The sequence below is a fragment of the Streptomyces sp. NPDC028928 genome, from assembly GCF_055564915.1.
This window is the reverse complement of record NZ_JBVHVI010000006.1, coordinates 225,638-244,010: the sequence shown is the minus strand read 5'-3', so window position 1 is coordinate 244,010 and position 18,373 is coordinate 225,638. Positions and strand designations below refer to the sequence as shown.

Annotated in this window: 15 protein-coding genes; 8 read left to right on the top strand and 7 right to left on the bottom strand. The window is 72.1% G+C overall.

The features are described from left to right. Positions 1–143 precede the first annotated feature (143 nt). A complete protein-coding gene (locus tag ACZ4U1_RS16850) occupies positions 144–2,546 on the bottom strand; it encodes a M4 family metallopeptidase (RefSeq protein ID WP_467903891.1) in 2,403 nt (800 codons plus the stop codon). A 290-nt stretch (positions 2,547–2,836) separates the two neighbouring features. Between ACZ4U1_RS16850 and ACZ4U1_RS16845 the strand changes: the two genes are divergently transcribed. Next, positions 2,837–3,634, top strand: coding sequence for an SAM-dependent methyltransferase (locus ACZ4U1_RS16845; protein WP_467903890.1), 798 nt, complete (start codon positions 2,837–2,839; stop codon positions 3,632–3,634). On the opposite strand, the gene ACZ4U1_RS16840 is transcribed toward ACZ4U1_RS16845, so the two are convergent. Further along, entirely contained in the window at positions 3,581–3,826 is a 246-nt protein-coding gene (locus tag ACZ4U1_RS16840; RefSeq protein ID WP_467904194.1) for a DUF1905 domain-containing protein, read from the bottom strand. The genes ACZ4U1_RS16845 and ACZ4U1_RS16840 overlap by 54 nt on opposite strands. Positions 3,827–3,961: 135 nt before the next feature. Between ACZ4U1_RS16840 and ACZ4U1_RS16835 the strand changes: the two genes are divergently transcribed. Continuing rightward, the gene (locus ACZ4U1_RS16835) at positions 3,962–5,464 is read left to right on the top strand and encodes a metallophosphoesterase family protein (protein WP_467903888.1); all 1,503 of its coding nucleotides are present in this window, start codon (positions 3,962–3,964) and stop codon (positions 5,462–5,464) included. A gap of 67 nt (positions 5,465–5,531) precedes the next feature. Beyond that, positions 5,532–6,560 carry an LLM class flavin-dependent oxidoreductase gene (locus ACZ4U1_RS16830; protein WP_467903885.1) on the top strand — a complete coding sequence of 343 codons (1,029 nt, stop codon included), beginning with the start codon at positions 5,532–5,534 and terminating at the stop codon, positions 6,558–6,560. Positions 6,561–6,582: 22 nt separating this feature from the next. On the opposite strand, the gene ACZ4U1_RS16825 is transcribed toward ACZ4U1_RS16830, so the two are convergent. After that, a complete protein-coding gene (locus ACZ4U1_RS16825; RefSeq protein WP_467903884.1) occupies positions 6,583–8,157 on the bottom strand; it encodes a glycoside hydrolase family 32 protein in 1,575 nt (524 codons plus the stop codon). Between the two features lie 151 nt (positions 8,158–8,308). Between ACZ4U1_RS16825 and ACZ4U1_RS16820 the strand changes: the two genes are divergently transcribed. Genes ACZ4U1_RS16820 through ACZ4U1_RS16805 form a run of 4 tightly spaced genes read left to right on the top strand, consistent with a single transcriptional unit; the run spans position 8,309 to position 12,940 of the window. Then, entirely contained in the window at positions 8,309–9,718 is a 1,410-nt protein-coding gene (locus tag ACZ4U1_RS16820) for an ABC transporter substrate-binding protein (RefSeq protein ID WP_467903883.1), read from the top strand. Then, positions 9,715–10,671 carry a carbohydrate ABC transporter permease gene (locus ACZ4U1_RS16815; protein ID WP_467903882.1) on the top strand — a complete coding sequence of 319 codons (957 nt, stop codon included), beginning with the start codon at positions 9,715–9,717 and terminating at the stop codon, positions 10,669–10,671. Before ACZ4U1_RS16820 ends, ACZ4U1_RS16815 begins: the two co-directional genes overlap by 4 nt. 14 nt (positions 10,672–10,685) lie before the next feature. After that, positions 10,686–11,540 (top strand): carbohydrate ABC transporter permease, encoded by an 855-nt coding sequence (locus ACZ4U1_RS16810; protein WP_467903881.1) that lies wholly within the window; start codon positions 10,686–10,688, stop codon positions 11,538–11,540. Beyond that, positions 11,537–12,940 (top strand): glycoside hydrolase family 32 protein, encoded by a 1,404-nt coding sequence (locus ACZ4U1_RS16805; protein WP_467903880.1) that lies wholly within the window; start codon positions 11,537–11,539, stop codon positions 12,938–12,940. The genes ACZ4U1_RS16810 and ACZ4U1_RS16805 overlap by 4 nt, the downstream gene beginning before the upstream one ends. On the opposite strand, the gene ACZ4U1_RS16800 is transcribed toward ACZ4U1_RS16805, so the two are convergent. Then, positions 12,903–13,967 carry a LacI family DNA-binding transcriptional regulator gene (locus ACZ4U1_RS16800; protein ID WP_467904192.1) on the bottom strand — a complete coding sequence of 355 codons (1,065 nt, stop codon included), beginning with the start codon at positions 13,965–13,967 and terminating at the stop codon, positions 12,903–12,905. The two genes, ACZ4U1_RS16805 and ACZ4U1_RS16800, sit on opposite strands and share 38 nt — an antisense overlap. Positions 13,968–14,198: 231 nt before the next feature. Here ACZ4U1_RS16800 and ACZ4U1_RS16795 point away from each other — a divergent pair, with 231 nt between their 5' ends. Further along, complete coding sequence (locus ACZ4U1_RS16795; RefSeq protein ID WP_467903878.1) at positions 14,199–14,810, top strand: DNA polymerase ligase N-terminal domain-containing protein; 612 nt, start codon at positions 14,199–14,201, stop codon at positions 14,808–14,810. Between the two features lie 98 nt (positions 14,811–14,908). Here the strand turns inward: ACZ4U1_RS16795 and ACZ4U1_RS16790 are convergent, their stop codons facing one another. The 3 genes from ACZ4U1_RS16790 to ACZ4U1_RS16780 are packed head-to-tail and all read right to left on the bottom strand — an operon-like array spanning position 14,909 to position 18,183. Next, positions 14,909–17,284, bottom strand: a complete 2,376-nt coding sequence (locus tag ACZ4U1_RS16790; protein WP_467903877.1) for an ATP-binding SpoIIE family protein phosphatase — start codon at positions 17,282–17,284, stop codon at positions 14,909–14,911. 54 nt (positions 17,285–17,338) lie between these two features. Continuing rightward, entirely contained in the window at positions 17,339–17,806 is a 468-nt protein-coding gene (locus ACZ4U1_RS16785) for a peroxiredoxin (protein WP_467903876.1), read from the bottom strand. Beyond that, on the bottom strand, positions 17,803–18,183 hold the full coding sequence (locus ACZ4U1_RS16780; RefSeq protein WP_467903875.1) for a DoxX family protein: 381 nt from the start codon (positions 18,181–18,183) through the stop codon (positions 17,803–17,805). Before ACZ4U1_RS16780 ends, ACZ4U1_RS16785 begins: the two co-directional genes overlap by 4 nt. Between the last annotated feature and the right edge of the window lie 190 nt (positions 18,184–18,373).

Below are 18,373 nucleotides of genomic sequence, written 5' to 3'. Positions count from 1 at the left end.
TCAGATGCTTCCGCCCACAGGTGTCCCTTGGTACACGACGGCATTCCGTGGAGGGCGTATCCGCCGCTGACTCCGCGAACCCAACCCGCGGGCGGTCCCGCACCCGGACGTCCGGGTGCGGGACCGCTGTCGTCAGCGCCGGCTCAGCCGGTCGTCAGGGCGGTGTCGTCCACGACGAAGCTGGTCTGGAGGGAGGAGTCCTCCACGCCGTTGAACTTCAGGGTGACCGTCGAGCCCGCCAGCGAGGACAGGTCGAAGGTCTTCTGGGTGTAGCCGGAGGCCGCGTTCAGGTTCGAGTAGGTCGCGAGGGTCTTCGAACCGGCGGTCACCGTCAGCTTGTCGTACTGGGTGCTGGTGGTGGTCTCGGCGGTGTCGACGTGCAGGTAGAAGGTCAGGGTCGCCTTGCAGCCCGCGGGGATCGTCACCGACTGGGACAGCGTGTCGGTGTGCGAGGAGCCGTACCCGTCCAGCCAGGCCTTGTACGAGCCGCTGTGGGAGGCCTCGCCGCTGTCGGTGGTGATGACACCGCTGGTCGCGGTCCAGCCGGTGCTGCCCGACTCGAATCCGGGGTTGCTCAGCAGCTGCGTCGAGGTGCAGCCGCCGCCGGTCGTGCTGACCGTCCAGCTGAAGGTGGCGGTGCCGGTCGCGCCGGTGGAGTCGGTGACCGTGACGGTGGTGCTGGACGTACCCGCCGTGGTCGGGGTACCCGAGATCAGACCGGTCGAGCTGTTGATCGACAGACCGGCGGGCAGACCGGAGGCGCTGTACGTCAGCGCGCCGCTGTTGGTGCTGCTGGCCTGGATCTGCAGGCTCACGGCGCCGCCGACGGTGGAGGACTGGCTGCCCGGGTTGGTGACCGTCACCCCGCTGCTCGGCGGGTTGATGTGGCTGCCGACGTTGATACCGGCGAAGGCGTTGCCCACTCCGGCGTACTGCGCGGAGTTGGTGCCGTACAGCGCGGCGGCGGCGTTGAGCGCGGCGGTGCGGGCGCCGGCGTAGTTGGTGCTGGACGTCATGTACGTCGTCAGCGCCTTGTACCAGATCTTCAGGGCGGCGTCGCGGCCGATGCCGGTGACGGCGACGCCGTCGGAGGTCGGGCTGTTGTAGGTCACGCCGTTGATGACCTTGGTGCCGCTGCCCTCGGACAGCAGGTAGAACATGTGGTTCGCCGGGCCGGAGGAGTAGTGAACGTCCAGGTTGCCGATCCCGGAGTACCAACTGTCCTTGGAACCGCCGTCCTTGCTCGGCTTGTCCATGTACCGCAGCGGCGAGCCGTCGCCGTTGATGTCGATCTTCTCGCCGATGAGGTAGTCGCCGACGTCCTTGGAGTTGTTCGCGTAGAACTCCACGCCGGTGCCGAAGATATCGGAGGTGGCCTCGTTCAGGCCGCCGGATTCACCGCTGTACTCCAGGCCGGCGGTGTTGGAGGTGACGCCGTGGGTCATCTCGTGGCCGGCGACGTCCAGCGAGGTCAGGGCGTGGGTGTTGCCCGAGCCGTCGCCGTAGGTCATGCAGAAGCAGCTGTCGTCCCAGAAGGCGTTGACGTAGCCGCTGCTGTAGTGGACGCGGCTGTAGGCGGCGACGCCGTCGTTCTTGATGCCGCTGCGGCCGAACGTGTTCTTGTAGAAGTCCCAGGTCTCCTGCGCGCCGTAGGCGGCGTCGGCGCCCGCGGTCTGGGTGTTGGAGCCGGTCCCGTCGCCCCAGACGTCGTCGGCGTCGGTCATCAGGGTGCCGGTGCCGGAGGTGCCCTTGTTGAGGTTGTACGTCTTGTGACCGCCGCGCGTGGTGTCGTACAGCTGGTACGTCGAACCCGACAGCGTGGTGTTCAGGGTGACGGTGCCGCTGTACTGGGTGTTGCCGGTGCCGGTCTTGACCGCCTGGTACCGGTACAGCTCCTTGCCGGTGGTGGCGTCGGTGATGACGTGCAGCTGGCTGGGCGTGCCGTCGTCCTGGAAGCCGCCGATCACCGTCTCCCAGGCGAGCTTGGGGGTGCCGGTGCCGGCCCAGATCACCTTGCGGGCGCTGTCGGTGGTGGGCTTCTCGGCCTTCAGGGACTTCGCGGCCTTGAGGGCCTTGCTCTCGGCGGCGGCCTTGGTGAAGGTCGCGGTGGTGGAACCCACCTGTATCGTGCGCTTGTTGTTGAACGTGGTGCTCACGGTCCCCTTGGCCACCGAGGCGGGCGGGGTGTGCACGACCAGGTCGCCGCCGAGGACGGGCAGACCGGCGTACGTGCGCTCGTACCGGGTGTGCAGGGTGCCGTCGTTGTCCTTGACGACGTCCCTGACGACCAGCTTCTCCTGTGTGCCGAGGCCGAGGGTGCGGGCGGTCGCGGCGGTCTGCTGCCGGGCGCTCTTGATCAGCGCCTGGTGCTGGGCCGGGCTGAGCCTGGCCTCCAGGCCGCCGGTGCGCAGCGGGCTGGGGTGGGGGGTGGCCGGTGCGGCGGTCGCCGGAACCGCCTGGAGCCCGACGGCGAGGAAGGCCGCGGTGGATACCAGGGCGGCGCCGACGGTGGCTCTCTTGTGGGGAAGGGGTCTGTGGGGTCTCACTCGTACTCCTCCGGCTGCGGCCGCGGGTCGGCGGCCGGTGACAGACGGGCAGAGGGGGTCTGCTGCCCGGATGAGCTGCGCGGTGCGGGACCGTGATCCGTGCGTCGGTGGGGCGGATCAGCGTGCGCACGGAGAATGACAGAATTGACCGAGTCATGTCACCGCACGGTGGGTCAATCGAGGGTTTTCCCTATCGGTCCGCGGAGGCGAACAGGGAGGTCGCGGGCGGACGTTCGTCGTAGGTTGTGCCCTGGCTGTTCCATGCCCCGGCTGAAAGAAGGACACGACCCATGACAGATCCGGCCACGCACCAGAAGATCGACACGTCGGTGCCGCACTCGGCCCGCATCTGGAACTACTGGCTCGGCGGCAAGGACAACTACCCCGTGGACGAGCAGGCGGGCGACGCGTACACCGCCGTCTTCCCCGGCATCGTCACCATCGCCCGCGGCAGTCGCGCCTTCCTGCGCCGCACCATCACCTACCTGGTCTCCGAGGCGGGCATCCGGCAGTTCCTGGACGTCGGCACCGGCCTGCCGACCGCCGAGAACACCCACGAGGTCGCCCAGCGGCTCGCCCCCGAGGCGCGGATCGTCTACGTCGACAACGACCCGATGGTGCTCGCCCACGCCCGGGCGCTGCTCTACTCGTCCGCCGAGGGCGCGACCGCCTACATCGACGCCGATGTGACCGACCCGGACCGCATCCTCGCCGTCGCCGCCGAGACCCTCGACCTCAGCCGGCCCACCGCGCTCATCCTGAGCAACATCCTGGGCCATGTCGCCGACCACGACCAGGCCCGCTCCATCGTCACCCGGCTCATGGCCGCGCTGCCTTCGGGCAGTCACCTGGTCGTCGACGACGGCTCGCTCGGCATCGACCCGGTCTTCGAGCAGGCGCAGGCGGCCTACAACGACAGCGGCGCCGTCCCGTACAACCTGCGCACCGTCGAGGAGATCACCGCGTTCTTCGACGGCCTGGAACTGATCGAACCCGGCGTCGTGCCGGTCACCCAGTGGCGCCCGGACCCCGGCTCACCCACCCCGGAGATCGTCGCCGAGCACGGGGGTGTGGCACGAAAGCCGTAACGGCCGCCCGAAGAGTGACGTCGTGAAGGCGGTGCCGCCGATCCGGCCCGCGACGGGGACGGCGCCCCAGCCGTAGGTGGCCGGGGCGGCGGCCTCGAGGATGTCCGCGGACTCCTGCTCGGGCACGGCGACGAAGCAGTACGGCGACGGCCCCCGCCACTCGACGACCCGGCCGGCGAAGGTGAGTTCCAGCGGTCCGTCTTCGTTCGGGAGGAGGGGCGCGCCGACGCGGTCGGCGTGGTCGGCGCGAACGGGCGTGGCTGCGCGGCGGGTTGGGCGGGACCCCGGCATACGGGGCCTGACCGGCGCGTTGTTACCGTGCACCGCGTGTCTGACTCCTCACGCGATACCGCACAGGGCGCCGGCTGGGGCGCGGCCGAACCCGGCTCCTACAAGCGGCTGATGCCGGGCCACGTCGAGAAGCTGTCGTGGCTGAACCCCCGGATCCTGTGGGCCGCCCGCAACGGTGTGCTGGCGTCCTGGTTCGGGGATCCGACCGGTCGTACCCGCAGCCGCTGGGTGGCCCGGCGAGCGGCGGAGGGGGCACCCGCCGACAAGGTGATCCGGCGGGACGTGCCGGAACGGTTCTCCTTCATGGTCATCGGGGACACCGGCGAGGGGGACGACTCCCAGTACGCCGTCGTGCCCGGTTTCCTGAAGGTGGGTCAGGGCACCGACTTCGCCGTGATCGCCAGCGACGTCATCTACCCCGTCGGCAGCGCCGACGACTACGGCGACAAGTTCTTCCGCCCCTACCAGGACTATCCCGCACCGATCTACGCGATACCGGGCAACCACGACTGGTACGAGGATCTCGGTGCGTTCATGCGCGTCTTCGGCGCCGACACCCCGCCCCTCGACCCCGACCCCCGGTCCCGCCCGCTCACCCGCGCCTGGTGGCGCTCCCTGCTGTGGCACCGGCCACGCGCCACCGACGGGCAGCGGCTCGCCGAGGCACGCACGCTGCGGTCGGCTCCGGGACAGCAGGCCGAACAGCCGGGCCCCTACTGGGCGATCGACGCCGGACCGGTGCGGATCGTCGGCATCGACACCGGTCTGCTGGGCACGGTCGACGCCGAACAGGGCGCCTGGCTGCGGGAGATATCGCAGGGGCCCCGGCCGAAGATCCTCGTCACCGGCTCCCCGTTGTACGTCGACGGCGAGCACCACCCCTGCCCCATCGAGGGCGGCGGCACGGTGGACGACATCGTCCGGGACCCCGAGCACCACTACGTGGCCGCGATCGGCGGCGACATCCACAACTACCAGCGCTACCCGGTCGACGTGGACGGCCGCACGATCCAGTACGTCGTCGCGGGCGGCGGCGGGGCGTTCATGCACGCCACGCACACCATCCCGCGGGTGTCGGTCGCGAACGTCACCGAGCGGGAGTTCCGCTGCTACCCGCTGCGCGGCGACTCGCTCGCCTTCTACAGCCGGCTGTACGGCCGGCGGCTGCGCCTGCGCCGCTTCTTCACGCTCAGCGAGTCCGAGGCGACGGCCGTCGTGGCCGAACGGCTCGGCATCGAGCCGGCCCGCGCACCCGGCCCGGACGTCCGGGTCACCCGGCGCGCCCGCCTCGTCGCGAGCCTGCTGGGAACCGGCGGCCGCCCCGACCGGGCCTCACGGTTCCGGCTGCCGGTGCGCAAGCTGTACACCCAGCTGTTCTCACCGTCGTCCGCCACCTACAGCCCGCCGTTCTTCAAGTGCTTCCTGCGGCTGGACGTCACCCCGGAGGAGGTACGGCTGCGCTGCTACGCCGCCACCGGCAACCGCGCCCAGGAACTGGAGCCGCCGGTCGAGGACGAGGTCACCATCCCGTTGAAGTGATCACACGGTTGTCACACTCGCCTGCGAGAATCGGGGCGGAGCCGACGCGGAACCGTTGGAGGAGCCCATGCCGTCCCCTGCCCGCCCGCTGCGCAAGCTGGGCTTCCTCACCATCGGCCTGTTCGACGCGGCGGACCCGGGCCGGGGCCACGAGTCCACGCTGGAGATCATCGAGCTGGGCGAGCGGCTCGGCTTCGACAGCGCCTGGGTCCGCCACCGCCACCTCCAGTACGGCATCTCGTCCCCGGTCGCGGTGCTGGCGGCGGCCTCCCAGCGCACCCGCCGCATCGAGCTGGGCACCGCGGTCATCCCGCTGGGCTGGGAGAACCCGCTGCGGCTCGCCGAGGACCTGGCGACCGTGGACATCCTGTCCGGCGGCCGGCTGAACCCGGGCGTGAGCGTGGGCCCGCCGATGCACTACGAGCACGTCAAGGACGCCCTCTACCCGGACACCGCCCACGCGGAGGACTTCGGCTACGAGCGCGTACGGCGGCTGCTGGACCTGGTGCGCGGCAAGCCCGCCACCGACTTCAGCGGGGTCGAGGGTTTCGAGGTGTTCAGTGATGTCGTCCAGCCGCACTCCCCCGGGCTCGGCCGGCGGATGTGGTACGGCGGCGGCAGCCTCGGCTCGGCGCGCTGGGCCGGTGAGCACGGCATGAACTTCCTGACCAGCAGCGTCGTCAAGGCCGGGGACGGCGACGGACCGCTGGACTTCGCCACGATCCAGCGGTCCCACATCCGTCAGTTCCGGGCCCACCACCCCGACGGCGAGGCCGCCCGCGTCTCCCAGGGCCTGGTGGTGATCCCCACCGACTCCGCGAGCCCCGCGCAGCGGGCCAGGTACGAGGAGTACGCGGCGAAGCGACTCCCCCGGACTGCCTCCCCGCAGGGCCCGGCGCGGCTGCTGTTCGCGCCGGACCTGGTCGGCACCTCGGCGGAGATAGCCGAACGGCTGCACGCGCACGCCGCGTTCCGTGAGGTCGACGAGGTGGCGTTCGCGCTGCCGTTCACGTTCGCGCACGAGGACCATGCGCAGATCCTGACGGACATGGCGACCGCGCTGGGCCCGGCGCTGGGGTGGCGGCCCGCCTCCTGAACATCAACGGGACGCTCCGGGATCAGCGGGACGTCCCCGGCCCCGGGACGGCGAACTCCCGTATCACCGTGTTCCGGAACACGGCCGGGCCGCCGATGGTGAACAGGGCCAGGCGGTTGTCGACCAGGTACGGGAACACCTCGGCGGAGTGCACGTACCGGCCGTCGTCCACGAACATCTCGACGGACGTGCGGTCCACGAGGATGCGCAGCCGCACCCGGCCCGCCGACGCGTCGAACGGTGTGCGGCTCTCCTGCCGGGCACCACGGGTGTCGGGGTTGACGGTGCCGCGCCGGTTGAGGAAGGCGTAGTCGCCGTAGACCCCGGCGTCGATGTGGCGCCCGCCGTCCGGTGAGCGGCGCAGCTGGACGCCCGCGCCGGTGAGCCGGGACCAGGTGATCTCCGTGCTCAGTTCGTAGGAGATGCCGGTGTGGTCCAGCAGGCGGGTGCCGTCCACCGTCAGGTCGCCGAGGCGCACGGTGCGCGAGACGTACCCGTCGAGCGCGGCGACCGGGCGGGAGGCGAGGTAGTAGCCGCCGGAGGGGGACTTCTTCAGGGTGATCTCGCGGACGATCGAGTCGGTGCCGTTGAAACCGTCGCTGTCGATGGTGGGGGTGGTGTGCGCGTAGGCCCAGTTGTTGAGCCAGCCCAGGGCGTAGCGCCCGGCGGGGTCCGGTGTGCCGTCGGCGTCCCGCTTCTCGAAGGTGACCGCCGCGTACCAGTCCCAGCCGTGGTCGAGCCACTGGGGATCCGCGGAGTCGGCGGTGAACGCGCCGCCGTCGAACGAACCCGTCCAGTAGGCGTAGGTGTTGGGCTGCCCGGAGCCCGTGCCGTCCGCGCTCGCGCCCAGCACCCACTTCGCGGTGCCGTCGTCGGCGGTGACGCGGAACAGGTCGGGGCATTCGAGCACGCCGATGCCGTCCTTGACGAAACCGCCCGCGTACGTCCATGACCTGAGGTCGGACGAGTGGTAGAAGCCGATCTTGTTGCGTTCGGCGAGGGCCATCACCCAGCGGTCGTGGTCGTCGTCGCGGATCACCTTCGGATCACGGAAGTCGGCCACGCCCGGGTTGGCGAGGACCGGTTCGGTGCCGTGGGGGGTGAACGTACGGCCGCCGTCCGTCGAGTAGTACAGGAACTGCTCCTGGTGGTCGGTGCCGCCGCCGGGTGACATGGTGACGACGGCGACGACCGCGCCCGCGCCGAAGCCGGCCGTGTCGCCGGTGTCGACCACCGCCGAGCCCGACCACACGTCCCCGTTGACGGTCGTGTCCTTGGGTACGGCGATCCCCCGGTCGGTGAAGGAGACGAGGTCGGTGCTGGTGGCCAGCCGCCACGCGGTGCCCTCGACGCCGTCCAGGTAGTCGGCGTTGTAGAGGTAGTAGCAGTGGTACTCGCCGTCGATCCAGACCGGGCGCTGCGGGTCGTTCTTCCACTGGTCCGGGACGGTGAAGTGGTAGTCGGCGCGGTAGCGCGCGCATCCGGTCGCCGGCCTGTGCCCCGGCTCCGCCCGGGCGGTCGCCCCGGGCAGCAGGGCCGCGCCGGCTCCGGCGGCCGTCGAGGCGAACAGGGCTCTTCTGCTCAGGCCACGCGTCATGGGTCGTCCCCTTCCTGACGGGTCATCGGCTTCCAGGACTGTAGACCTAACTCGTTAAAGGTCAAGCGGTCCCGCACCTTGACACGGCTCTGGCCCGCTTCCCATCATCTGGGGCATCACCCCTCGACTAACACGAGTTAGGCACGTTTGGATGACCGACTCGCTCCTCTCCCGCCGCGCCCTGCTGCGGTACGGCGCCTACGGCGCGGGGACCGCCGCGCTCGCCGGTACCGCCGCGAGCTGGGACCGGCTCACCGGGGCCGACATTCCGGGCCGCGACGACGGCTCTCTGGTCGTCGCGACCCTGGGTTCCGCGTTCGCCCCGGCCGGGGTCCGCGCCCTGGTCGACGGCTTCCGCAGGCTGCACCCCGACATCAAGGTCCGGATCAACGCGGTGCAGGCCGTGGACTGGTCGGACTTCTTCGCCAAGATCCTCACGCAGATCGCGGCGGGCACCGCGCCCGACCTGGTCTATGTGGCCACCGAGGGTGTGCAGTTGTTCGCCCGGCACCTGGGTGTCCCGCTGGACCGCTGGGTGCGGCGGGACGCGGCCGAGCTGAAGGAGTACTTCGCCGACGTCCATCCCTCGCTGGTGGAGTCGATGATGTACGAGGGCAGCCTGTACCAGCTGCCGATCGAGTTCAACGCCGCCGACATGTACCTCAACACCCGGGTGCTGCGGCGGGCCGGCGCCGACTTCCCGGCCGCCGACTGGACGCGGGAGGACTTCACCGCCCTGCTGCGCCGGATGAAGAAGGCGAGCGACTCCCACTTCACGCCGTACTTCTGGACCAACCGGCTATGGGGCGGGGTGGTCCCCTGGCTGTTCGCGAACGGCACCAACCTGCTCGCCGAGTCCAAGGCACCGGGCGGCTCCTGGCTGTGGGACGCCTTCTACCCGGCGGACCGGCGGCAGGGCCGCGGCGGCGGCTTCCGCTGGACCACCCCGCAGGCCACGGACGACCGGGTGGTGGAGGCGTACGACTATCTCGCCGCCCTGGTCCACGACGGCCTGTGCACCCGGCCCGAGGGCGGCAACGGCCAGAACCTCATCGGGGTGTTCTCCACCGGCCGGGTCGGGGTCACCCCGGCCGGCGGTTTCTGGGCGGGCGGTCTCCATCTGGCCGGGATGCGCGCCGACGGCTTCGACGTGCAGTACTTCCCGCGCCGGCACACCCAGCGGCACCAGTTCGGCGCGGCCGGCTACGCACTGCTGCGCACCTCGAAGAAGCAGGACGCGGCCTGGGAGTTCATCAAGTACTCGGCCCGGCGGGACACCTTGAGCGAGCTGTTCACCACCAACCAGACGACCCCGGCCCGCCGTTCGATGCTGACCACGGCCCGCTACCGGGAGACCGGACCGGCGCACTGGCGGGTCTTCTACGACACCCTCGACAGGTTTCCCGACACCGGGCCCATTCCGGCGCCGCCGCAGGTGGCGGAGGTGACGCAGGTGCTGCTGAAGCACACCGGGACGGCGCTGGCGAGCCCGGGCGCGGTCGGGCCCGCGCTGCGCCGGATGCAGGGGGATCTGGAGAAGGCCATGGAGCGTGACGTATGACGGACACCGGAACCCGTATTCCCGCCGTCCGGACGCGGGCCGCGAGCCCGGGCGTGGCGGCGGTGCGGCCCTCGGCGCGGGAGCGGGGGACGCGGCTGCTGGCGGCCTTGTTCCTGGCGCCGACCGTGGTCGGGATCGTGGTCTTCACGGTCGTACCGATCGTCGGTTCGGTCGTGTTGAGCCTCTTCCACTGGAACGTGATCGATGCGCCTGATTTCGCCGGGACGGCCAACTACCGGGAGGTGTTCAGCGATTCGACCGTTTTGATCTCTTTCCGTAACACGCTGGTCTTCATGATCTTCGCGGTCGCCGCGCAGCTCCTGATCGCGCTGGCGCTCGCACTCACGCTGAACGGTCGGATGCCGACGTGGCTGCGATCGGTCTTCCGGTCGGCGTTCTTCTTTCCGCTGGTGCTCTCCGCCGCGTCCATCTCGGTCGTGATGAAGTATCTGTTCAACCAGGACTTCGGCGTGGTCAACTGGCTGATCGGGTTGTTCGGTCTCGCTCCCGTGCCCTGGCTGACCTCCGAGCACGGCGCGATGGCCACGGTGGTCATCGTGTACGTGTGGCAGCAGTTCGGGTTCTCCTTCCTGCTGTTCGTGGGCGGGCTGAACAACATCCCGAAGGAGATCCACGAGGCGGCCGCGCTCGACGGCGCGACCGGCCTGCGCAAGCACCTCGCCATCACCCTGCCGCTGCTCTCCCCCACCCTGCTGGTGGCCTCCGTGGTCGGCATCATCAACGCGCTCCAGGTGTTCGAGCAGCCGTACGTCCTCACCGACGGCGGGCCCGGCGACTCGACCCGGACCGTCGTGATGGTCATCTACGAGAAGGCGTTCGAGCAGCTGCGGTTCGGTGAGGCGTCCGCGGTGGGCGTGCTGCTGTTCGTGCTGATCATGGCGGTCACCGCCGTCCAGTTCCGGCTCAGCCGGCGTTTCGTCCACTACCAGTGAGCCGGGTGAGTCCCATGAGCCAACCGACCCTGACCCTCAGCCGCGCCCGGTACACGCTCGGGCCGTGGGCGCGGATCGCCGGGCTGACGGTGTGCGCGCTGCTGACCCTCGGCCCGGTCGTCTGGACCGTGTCCACCTCGTTGCGCACTCCGGCGGAATCGTTCGATCTGCCGCCGCAGATCATTCCCGTGCCTCCCAGTACCGCCGCCTATCACGGTGTCTTCGAACAGATCGATGTGTGGCTTCTCGCGCTCAACTCGACCCTGGTGACCGCGTTGGTCGCCATCGGTCAGATGATCACCGCGGGGCTCGCCGGTTACGCGTTCGCCCGGCTCGACTTCCGTTTCAAGAAGCCGCTGTTCGGTCTGGTCCTGGCGACCATGATGGTCCCCTTGCAGGTCACGATCGTCCCGGTGTTCCTGGTGCTCAAGTCGATGGGTCTGACCGACACGCTGCTCGGTCTGATCGTTCCGGCGTTTCCGACCGCGTTCGGCACCTTCCTGATGCGCCAGTACTTCCTCGGCATGCCGAAGGACCTCGGCGAGGCGGCGATGCTGGACGGCGCCGGGCCCTGGCGGATCTTCCGGTCCGTGTACGCCCCGCTGGCCCGGCCGGGCCTGGCCATCGTCGGCGTACTCGCCTTCAACTACCACTGGAACGAGTTCTTCCGCCCGCTGATCCTGGAGACCTCCGGCCAGAACTACACCCTGCCGCTGGGTCTGGTCTCCCTGCAGGGCAACCTCGGCACCGGTTCCATCTCGGTGGTCCTCGCCGGTGTCGTCCTCTCCATGATCCCCGCCGTCGCCGTGTTCGTCGTCGGCCAGCGCCCTCTGCGCGAGGGCATCACCTCCGCAGGAGTCAACCGTTGAGCCCCGCCGCTCCCGCCCCGGACCCGGCCGCCCCCCGCTTCCGGGTCCGCCCGCCCGCCAACTGGATCAACGACCCCAACGGCCCCTTCCGCTGGCGTGGCCGCCACCACCTCTTCTACCAGCACAACCCGGCCGCGCCGGTGCACGCCGACGTCCACTGGGGCCATGTCTCCAGCCCCGACCTCGTGCACTGGGAGCACCACCCGATCGCGCTCACGCCGACGCCCGGCGGTCCCGACGAGGCGGGCTGCTGGTCGGGCTGTGTGGTGGACGACGGGGGCGTGCCCACGGCGGTGTACACCGGCGTCGACCACACCCACACCGGGCTCGGCACCATCTGCCTGGCCCGCGCCGCCGACCCGGCGGACGACCGGCTCCTCTCCTGGCGGCCCCTGCCCGCCCCGGTGGTCGCGGGCCCGCCCCCGGGACTCGACGTGGTCATGTTCCGTGACCCGTTCGTCTTCCGGCACGCCGGCCGGCGCTGGGCGCTCGTCGGAGCCGGCCACGCCGACGGCACCCCGTCGGTGCTGCTCTACGACTGCGAGGAGCTGACCGACTGGCGGTTCGCGGGCGTCCTGCTGGACGGCCACGATCCGGTCGCCGCGGGCGCGTTCGGCGACAAAGCGGTCGGCTGGGAGTGCCCGCAGCTGTTCGAGACGTCCACCGGCGACCACGTCCTGGTGGTGTCCCTGTGGGACGGCGAGCCCCGCACCACCGGGTACCTCACGGGCCGTCTGGAGGCGGACGGGCGGGGCCGGCCGAGCTTCCTCCCGCGCCTCGGCGGCCGGCTCGACCACGGCCGGGACTTCTACGCCCCGGCCGTCCGCCAGGAGTCCGGCCGGGCCCTGATGTGGGGCTGGTCGTGGGAGGCGAGGGACGAGGCTGCGGTGCTGGCGGCGGGGTGGGCGGGCACGCTCACCGCGCCCCGGGTCGTCGACGTCCACCCCGACGGGGCGCTGCGGATCGTACCGGCCCCGGAGCTGGAACTCCTGCGTGCCGCCGAGCCGTTGGCGACCGCTCCGGGGCGCGCCGTGCCGCTTCCGCCGGCGTACGACCTGACCGTGACGGCGCGGGGCAGCGCCACGGTCACCCTGCTGCGGGCGGCGGACCGGGCGCTGACTCTCCGGCTGGACCCGGACACGGGCACCGTCGTCCTGGACCGCTCCGGCTGGCCCCGCGAGCGCGCCGAGGGCTCGGCGCCGGTCACGGTGAGCGTGCCGCCGGGTCCGTGTCTCCGCGTCCGCCTCCTGGTCGACGGCTCGCTGCTCGAACTGTTCGTGGCGGACCGGGCGACGGTGACCGAGCGGGTCTACCGCCGGCCGGACGACGTGCCCGAGCTGGTGGTCGAGGGGAACGCCGGGGTCAGTGCGTGGGAGCAGGTCCCACCGAGGCGCGGCTGACCACGGGACAGGCCAGCCGCCGTACGGTGGCGGGCGGGGTGCGGCCGGTGTCGATGGCGTCGAGCAGCAGCCGGGCCGCGGCCTCGCCCATCGCCCGGTGCGGCAGGGCGACGGTGGTGAGGGCGGGGGTGAGGTAGGCGGCCATGTGTTCCTGGTCGTCGTAGCCGACCACCGACAGCTCGTCGGGTACGGGGATCCCGAGCCGGGTCGCGGCATGCAGCACGCCTGCCGCGACCCGGTCGTTGTAGCAGAAGACGCCGGTGGGCCGCTGGTGCGGGGCGGTGCCGTCGAACAACCGGACGGCCCCCTCGTGGCCGCCGGTGATCTCGCCGCCGGTGCGGACGACCCACTCCCTGGGCACGGTGATGCCCTCGGCGCGCAGCGCGTCCCGGAAGCCGCGCAGCCGCTCCACCGAGGCGATGTCGTCCTGTCCGCCGACCACGGCCAGCCTGCGGTGCCCGGCCTCCAGCAGCAGGCGGGCGGCGGTACGGCCGCCGGCCCGCTCGGCGGGGATGACGGCGGGCAGCGAGTCGTCCTCGGGCAGGCAGTTGGCGAGCACGGAGTGGGTGCGGTGCAGGCCCTCGGGGACGCGGACCCGGCGCAGGGACATCGCGGCGTAGATGATGCCGTCGACGCGCCGGTCGAGGAGTTCGGCGACGGCCGCGTCCTCCTTGGCCGGGTCGCCGCCGGAGTCCACGGTGAGCACGAGGTGGTCGCTGTCCCAGGCGGTCTCCATGGCGCCGCGCAGCAGTCGCCCGGCGAACGGGGAGGAGGCGATCTCGTCCGTGACCAGGCCGATCACGGCCGTACGGCGGCGGCGCAGGCCGCGGGCGACGGGGTCGGGCCGGTAGCCGAGCCGGGCGGCGGCCTGCCGGATGCGTTCCTGGGTGGCGGGCGAGAGGTTGCCCTCGGCGCGGCCGTTGAAGACGAAGGAGACGGCGGTGTGCGAGACGCCGGCGAGCCGGGCGACGTCCCGCGAGGTGGGCCGCCCGCCGCCCACACCGTTGCTGTCCGCGCCGCCGCCCATGCCGTCCACCGCCCTCTTCCCCTGCCTGTCCACGTGGATCGCCGCTCACCCTATCCGGGCCGGCGGAGTCCGGGCCGGGGCGGTGAGCCACTGCTCCTCCACGCGGTCCCGTGCGGCCTGTGGGGGTGACCGCGCAGAACCTGTACGACCTGGCTGCTGGGCTGAACGGCCCGCTGCGCGGGTACCCGGGGCGCCTGAGGTGTCGTACGGAGGCGACGGAGGGAGCCGGAGGTGGCGGCGGAGGACCGGCTGCGGACGTACCGCGGCAAGCGCGACTTCGAGCGGACCCGTGAGCCGTCGGGGCGGGCGGCCCGGGGCGACGGCGGCGAGCCGCGGTTCGTGGTGCAGATCCATGACGCGCGGCGGATGCACTTCGACTTCCGGCTCCAGGTGGACGACGTCCTGCGGTCCTGGTCGGTGCCGAAGGGCCCGTCCGGCGACCCCGGGGACAAGCGGCTGGCGGTGCCGACCGAGGACCATCCGCTGGAGTACGAGGACTTCGAGGGTGTCATCCCGAAGGGCGAGTACGGCGGCGGCACGGTGATCGTGTGGGACCGCGGGACGTACGAGCCGCTCAGCCACGACCGCCAGGGTCGCCCGGTGGACTTCGCGGAGTCCCTGGAGCGCGGGCACGCCACCTTCCGGCTCCACGGCAGCAAGCTGCACGGCGAGTACGCCCTCACCCGCTTCCGGGGCGGCGCGGACGGGGAGGAGGCCTGGCTGCTGATGCGCAAGGGGCCCGCCCGTGCGAAGGGGCACGGCACTCCGGATCCCCGCCGGGCCCGTTCGGTGCGGACCGGGCGCACCCTGGCGCAGGTCGCCGCCGACGCCGGCGAGCAGTGACGCCCGTACCGCGGGGCCGTACCGCCCGGCCAGGGCACCGGCCGGCACTACCACTTCGACGCCGGCTGCGGCTCGGACGGCGTGTACCGGATGAGTGATCAGTCGTCGGGCAGGGGCTGCTCGGCCCAGATGGTCTTGCCGCCGACGGTCTGCCGGCTGCCCCAGCGCTGGGTGAGCTGGGCGACGAGGAGCAGGCCGCGGCCGCCCTCGTCGTAGGCGTGCGCCCGGCGCAGGTGCGGGGAGGTGGAACTGGCGTCGGAGACCTCGCAGATGAGGGCGCGGTCGCGGATCAGGCGCAGCTGGATGGGCGGCGCGCCGTAGCGGATGGCGTTGGTGACGAGTTCGCTGACGACGAGTTCGGTGACGAAGGCGGTCTCCGCCAGCCCCCAGGCGGTCAGTTGCTCGGTGGCCGCCTGCCGGAAGACGGCGACCTGGGCGGGGTGGGGCGGGACGTCCCAGGTGGCGACCCGGTCGGCGCCGAGGGCCCGGGTACGGGCGAGGAGCAGGGCGACGTCGTCGCCGGGCTGGTCGGGCAGGACGGCCTTCAGGACGTCGTCGGCGAGGACTTCGAGGGAGTCGGCGGGTGCGGTGAGGGCGTGGCGCAGTTCCTCGGTGGCGCCGTCGAGGTCCAGGTCGCGGTCCTCGATCAGGCCGTCGGTGAAGAGGGCGACGACCGAGCCCTCGGGCAGTTCGCGTTCCGTCGCCTCGAAGGGCAGTCCGCCGACACCGAGGGGCGGCCCGGCGGCCATGGGGACGAACTCGGCGGCCGCGCCGGGCAGGACGAGGGCCGGGGCGGGGTGGCCCGCGGAGGCCGCGCACAGGCGGCGGGTGACCGGGTCGTAGACGGCGTACAGGCAGGTCGCGCCGAGTTCGGCGACCTCTTCGCCACTGCCGTCGGCGGCGAGGTGGGTGACCAGGTCGTCGAGGTGGGTGAGGAGTTCGTCGGGGGGCAGGTCGACGTCGGCGAGGGTGCGGACGGCCGTGCGCAGCCGGCCCATGGTGGCGGAGGACCGGATGCCGTGGCCCACCACGTCGCCGACGACCAGGGCGACCCGGCCGCCGGAGAGCGGGATGACGTCGAACCAGTCGCCGCCGATGCCGGCCAGTGATCCGCACGGCAGATAGCGGTGGGCCACCTCGACCGCGGCCTGTCCGGGCAGGCCGCGCGGGAGCAGGCTGTGCTGCAGGGCGAGGGCGGTGGAGCGTTCGCGGCTGAAGCGGCGGGCGTTGTCGACGCAGACGGCGGCGCGGCTGGCGAGTTCCTCGGCGAAGACGGCGTCGTCGGGGCCGTAGTCCTCCGGGTGGGCCATGCGGACGCAGACCGCGACGCCCAGGGTGGTGCCGCGGGCCCGGAGCGGCACCGCGATCATGGAGTGGGCGCCCTGCCGGAAGGGGCGGCCCTGGGGGGAGCGGGCGTTGCGCTCTTCGAGCCACTGGACGAACTCGGGCTCTCCGGCCTGGCTGAGCACCGCGTGGCCCTCGCGCAGGGCGCGGGCGGGCGGGGAGGTCGGCTGGTAGTAGTCGGTCTGGCCGAGGTGGACGGCCGCTCCGGGGTTGCCCGGGCGGGTGGAGCCGTGGGCGACTCGCCGCAGTTCGATTCCGCCGTCCGGGATCATCGGCGGCTCGTCGGCGCCGAGCACCCAGTCGAGCAGGTCGACGCTGGCGAAGTCGGCGTACTGCGGGACGAGGACGCCGACCAGTTCCTCGGCGGTGCGCACCACGTCCAGGGTGGTGCCGATGCGGGTCGCGGCCTCGTTCACCAGGGCGAGGCGGCGCCGGGCCCAGTACTGCTCGCTGTTGTCGAACGCGGCGAGGGCGACGGCGGTGGGTTCGCCGGAGTCGTCGCGCAGCGGCCACATCTCGACGCTCCAGGCGTGTTCCCGGTTGAGGGCGGGGGCGCTGGTGAAGCTCTCGTAGCGGACCGGGCGGCCGGTCTCGGCGACCTGGCGCAGATGGGCCAGGAAGCCGCGGCTGTGCTCGGCGTTCTCGACGGTGTCGGGGAAGGACCGGCCGAGCAGCGCCTCCTCGGGGACGCCCATGACATGGCAGGCGGCGTCGTTGGCGCGCAGGTAGCGCTGCCGGAGGTCGAAGACGGACATGGACATGGACGCCTGTTGGAAGGCCTGGGCGGCCAGGGCGGCGCCGGCGGGTGCGGCCGTGACGACGTAGCCGGCGGGCCGGCCGTCGGCGCCGGTGAGCGGGCAGACGGTGAGGGGCAGCTCGACGCGGTGGCCGTCGCGGTGGCGCAGGGCGACCGGCCCGACCGGTCCGACGGGTCCGGCCGGTCCGAGGGGTCCGACCGGTCCGCTCGGGGCGGCGAGGAGGTCGCCGGGGAGGTCCTCGGCGAGCAGGTCGGCCGCGGACCGGCCGACCACCTCACCGGCCGGGTGGCCGGTGAGCAGCCGCGCGCCCTCGCTCCATCCGGTCACCGTGCCGTGCGCGTCGATGACCGCCGTGGCCGCGACATCCCTCATATGCCCAAGGATGTTCCGATTGTCCCGGTGCATCAAGCGGCGGGACGCTCCGCTTCAGCCCTGATGGGCGCGCAGGGCGGCCAGGGCCCGGTCGGCGTGGGTGTTCATGCGCAGTTCGCTGCGGACGATCTCCAGGACGGTGCGGTCCTGGGCGATCACGAAGGTGACGCGCTTGGTCGGGGCGAGCGAGAAACCCCGCTTGACGCCGAACCGCTCGCGGACCGTGCCGTCTGGGTCGGAGAGCAGCGTCATGCCGAGGCGGTGCCGGCCGGCGAACTCCTGCTGCTTGTCGACGGTGTCCCCGCTGATCCCGACGGGCCGGGCGCCGACGGCGGCGAACTCGGCCGCGAGGTCGCGGAAGTGGCAGGCCTCGGCGGTGCAGCCGGGGGTGAGGGCGGCGGGGTAGAAGAAGAGGACGACCGGGCCCTCGGCCAGCAGCTCGGTGAGCCGGCGGGTGGTGCCGGTCTCGTCGGGCAGGGCGAAGTCCTCGGTCTTGTCCCCGACAGCGAGCTGCTCGGTCACGGCCGACCCTCCCCGTTCCGGGCCACTGCGCGCGCCCACAGCACCAGCGGCAGCTGGAGGGGCAGCCGGGCGAGGGCCGCGGCCTTCAGCGGCGCCGGCCGGTCGCGCCAGTCCACGGCCATCTGGACGTTCGCCGGGAACACGCCGACGAAGAAGGCGGCTGCCGCCTTCGCGGCAGCCGCCCGGGTCCGGGGTGCCGCGATCCCGGCCGCGAGGGCCAGCTCGACGGCGCCGCTGCCGTACGTCCAGGCCCTGGGCGAGCCCGGCAGGGCCCGGGGCACGAGCGCGTCGAACTGCCGCGGGACGGCGAAGTGGGCGACCCCCGCGGCTGCCAGCAGGCCGGCGAGCAGCAGGGGTGAGCGTTCGGACCGGGTCACGGTTCCTCCTCTGGTGGCCTGCCGCCGGATATTACTGGACGGTAGGCGCGATCTCTCTCCCCCGTGGCCGACGACCGGATGGACTGAACCGCGGGTACGGCGACGGGAAGCGGCCCGGGGGGGGGGCCGGGGGGCGGGGGGGGGGGGGGGGGGTGTTCAAGCGGGACCACCTGGCGACCGGTATGTGCCG

Excerpts from the sequence above, each read along its gene's own strand:
- ACZ4U1_RS16845 (WP_467903890.1), top strand. The coding sequence starts at position 2,837 with ATGACAGATCCGGCCACGCACCAGAAGATCGACACGTCGGTGCCGCAC.
- ACZ4U1_RS16830 (WP_467903885.1), top strand. The coding sequence starts at position 5,532 with ATGCCGTCCCCTGCCCGCCCGCTGCGCAAGCTGGGCTTCCTCACCATC.
- ACZ4U1_RS16825 (WP_467903884.1), bottom strand. The coding sequence starts at position 8,157 with ATGACGCGTGGCCTGAGCAGAAGAGCCCTGTTCGCCTCGACGGCCGCC.
- ACZ4U1_RS16820 (WP_467903883.1), top strand. The coding sequence starts at position 8,309 with ATGACCGACTCGCTCCTCTCCCGCCGCGCCCTGCTGCGGTACGGCGCC.
- ACZ4U1_RS16815 (WP_467903882.1), top strand. The coding sequence starts at position 9,715 with ATGACGGACACCGGAACCCGTATTCCCGCCGTCCGGACGCGGGCCGCG.
- ACZ4U1_RS16810 (WP_467903881.1), top strand. The coding sequence starts at position 10,686 with ATGAGCCAACCGACCCTGACCCTCAGCCGCGCCCGGTACACGCTCGGG.
- ACZ4U1_RS16800 (WP_467904192.1), bottom strand. The coding sequence starts at position 13,967 with ATGGGCGGCGGCGCGGACAGCAACGGTGTGGGCGGCGGGCGGCCCACC.
- ACZ4U1_RS16790 (WP_467903877.1), bottom strand. The coding sequence starts at position 17,284 with ATGAGGGATGTCGCGGCCACGGCGGTCATCGACGCGCACGGCACGGTG.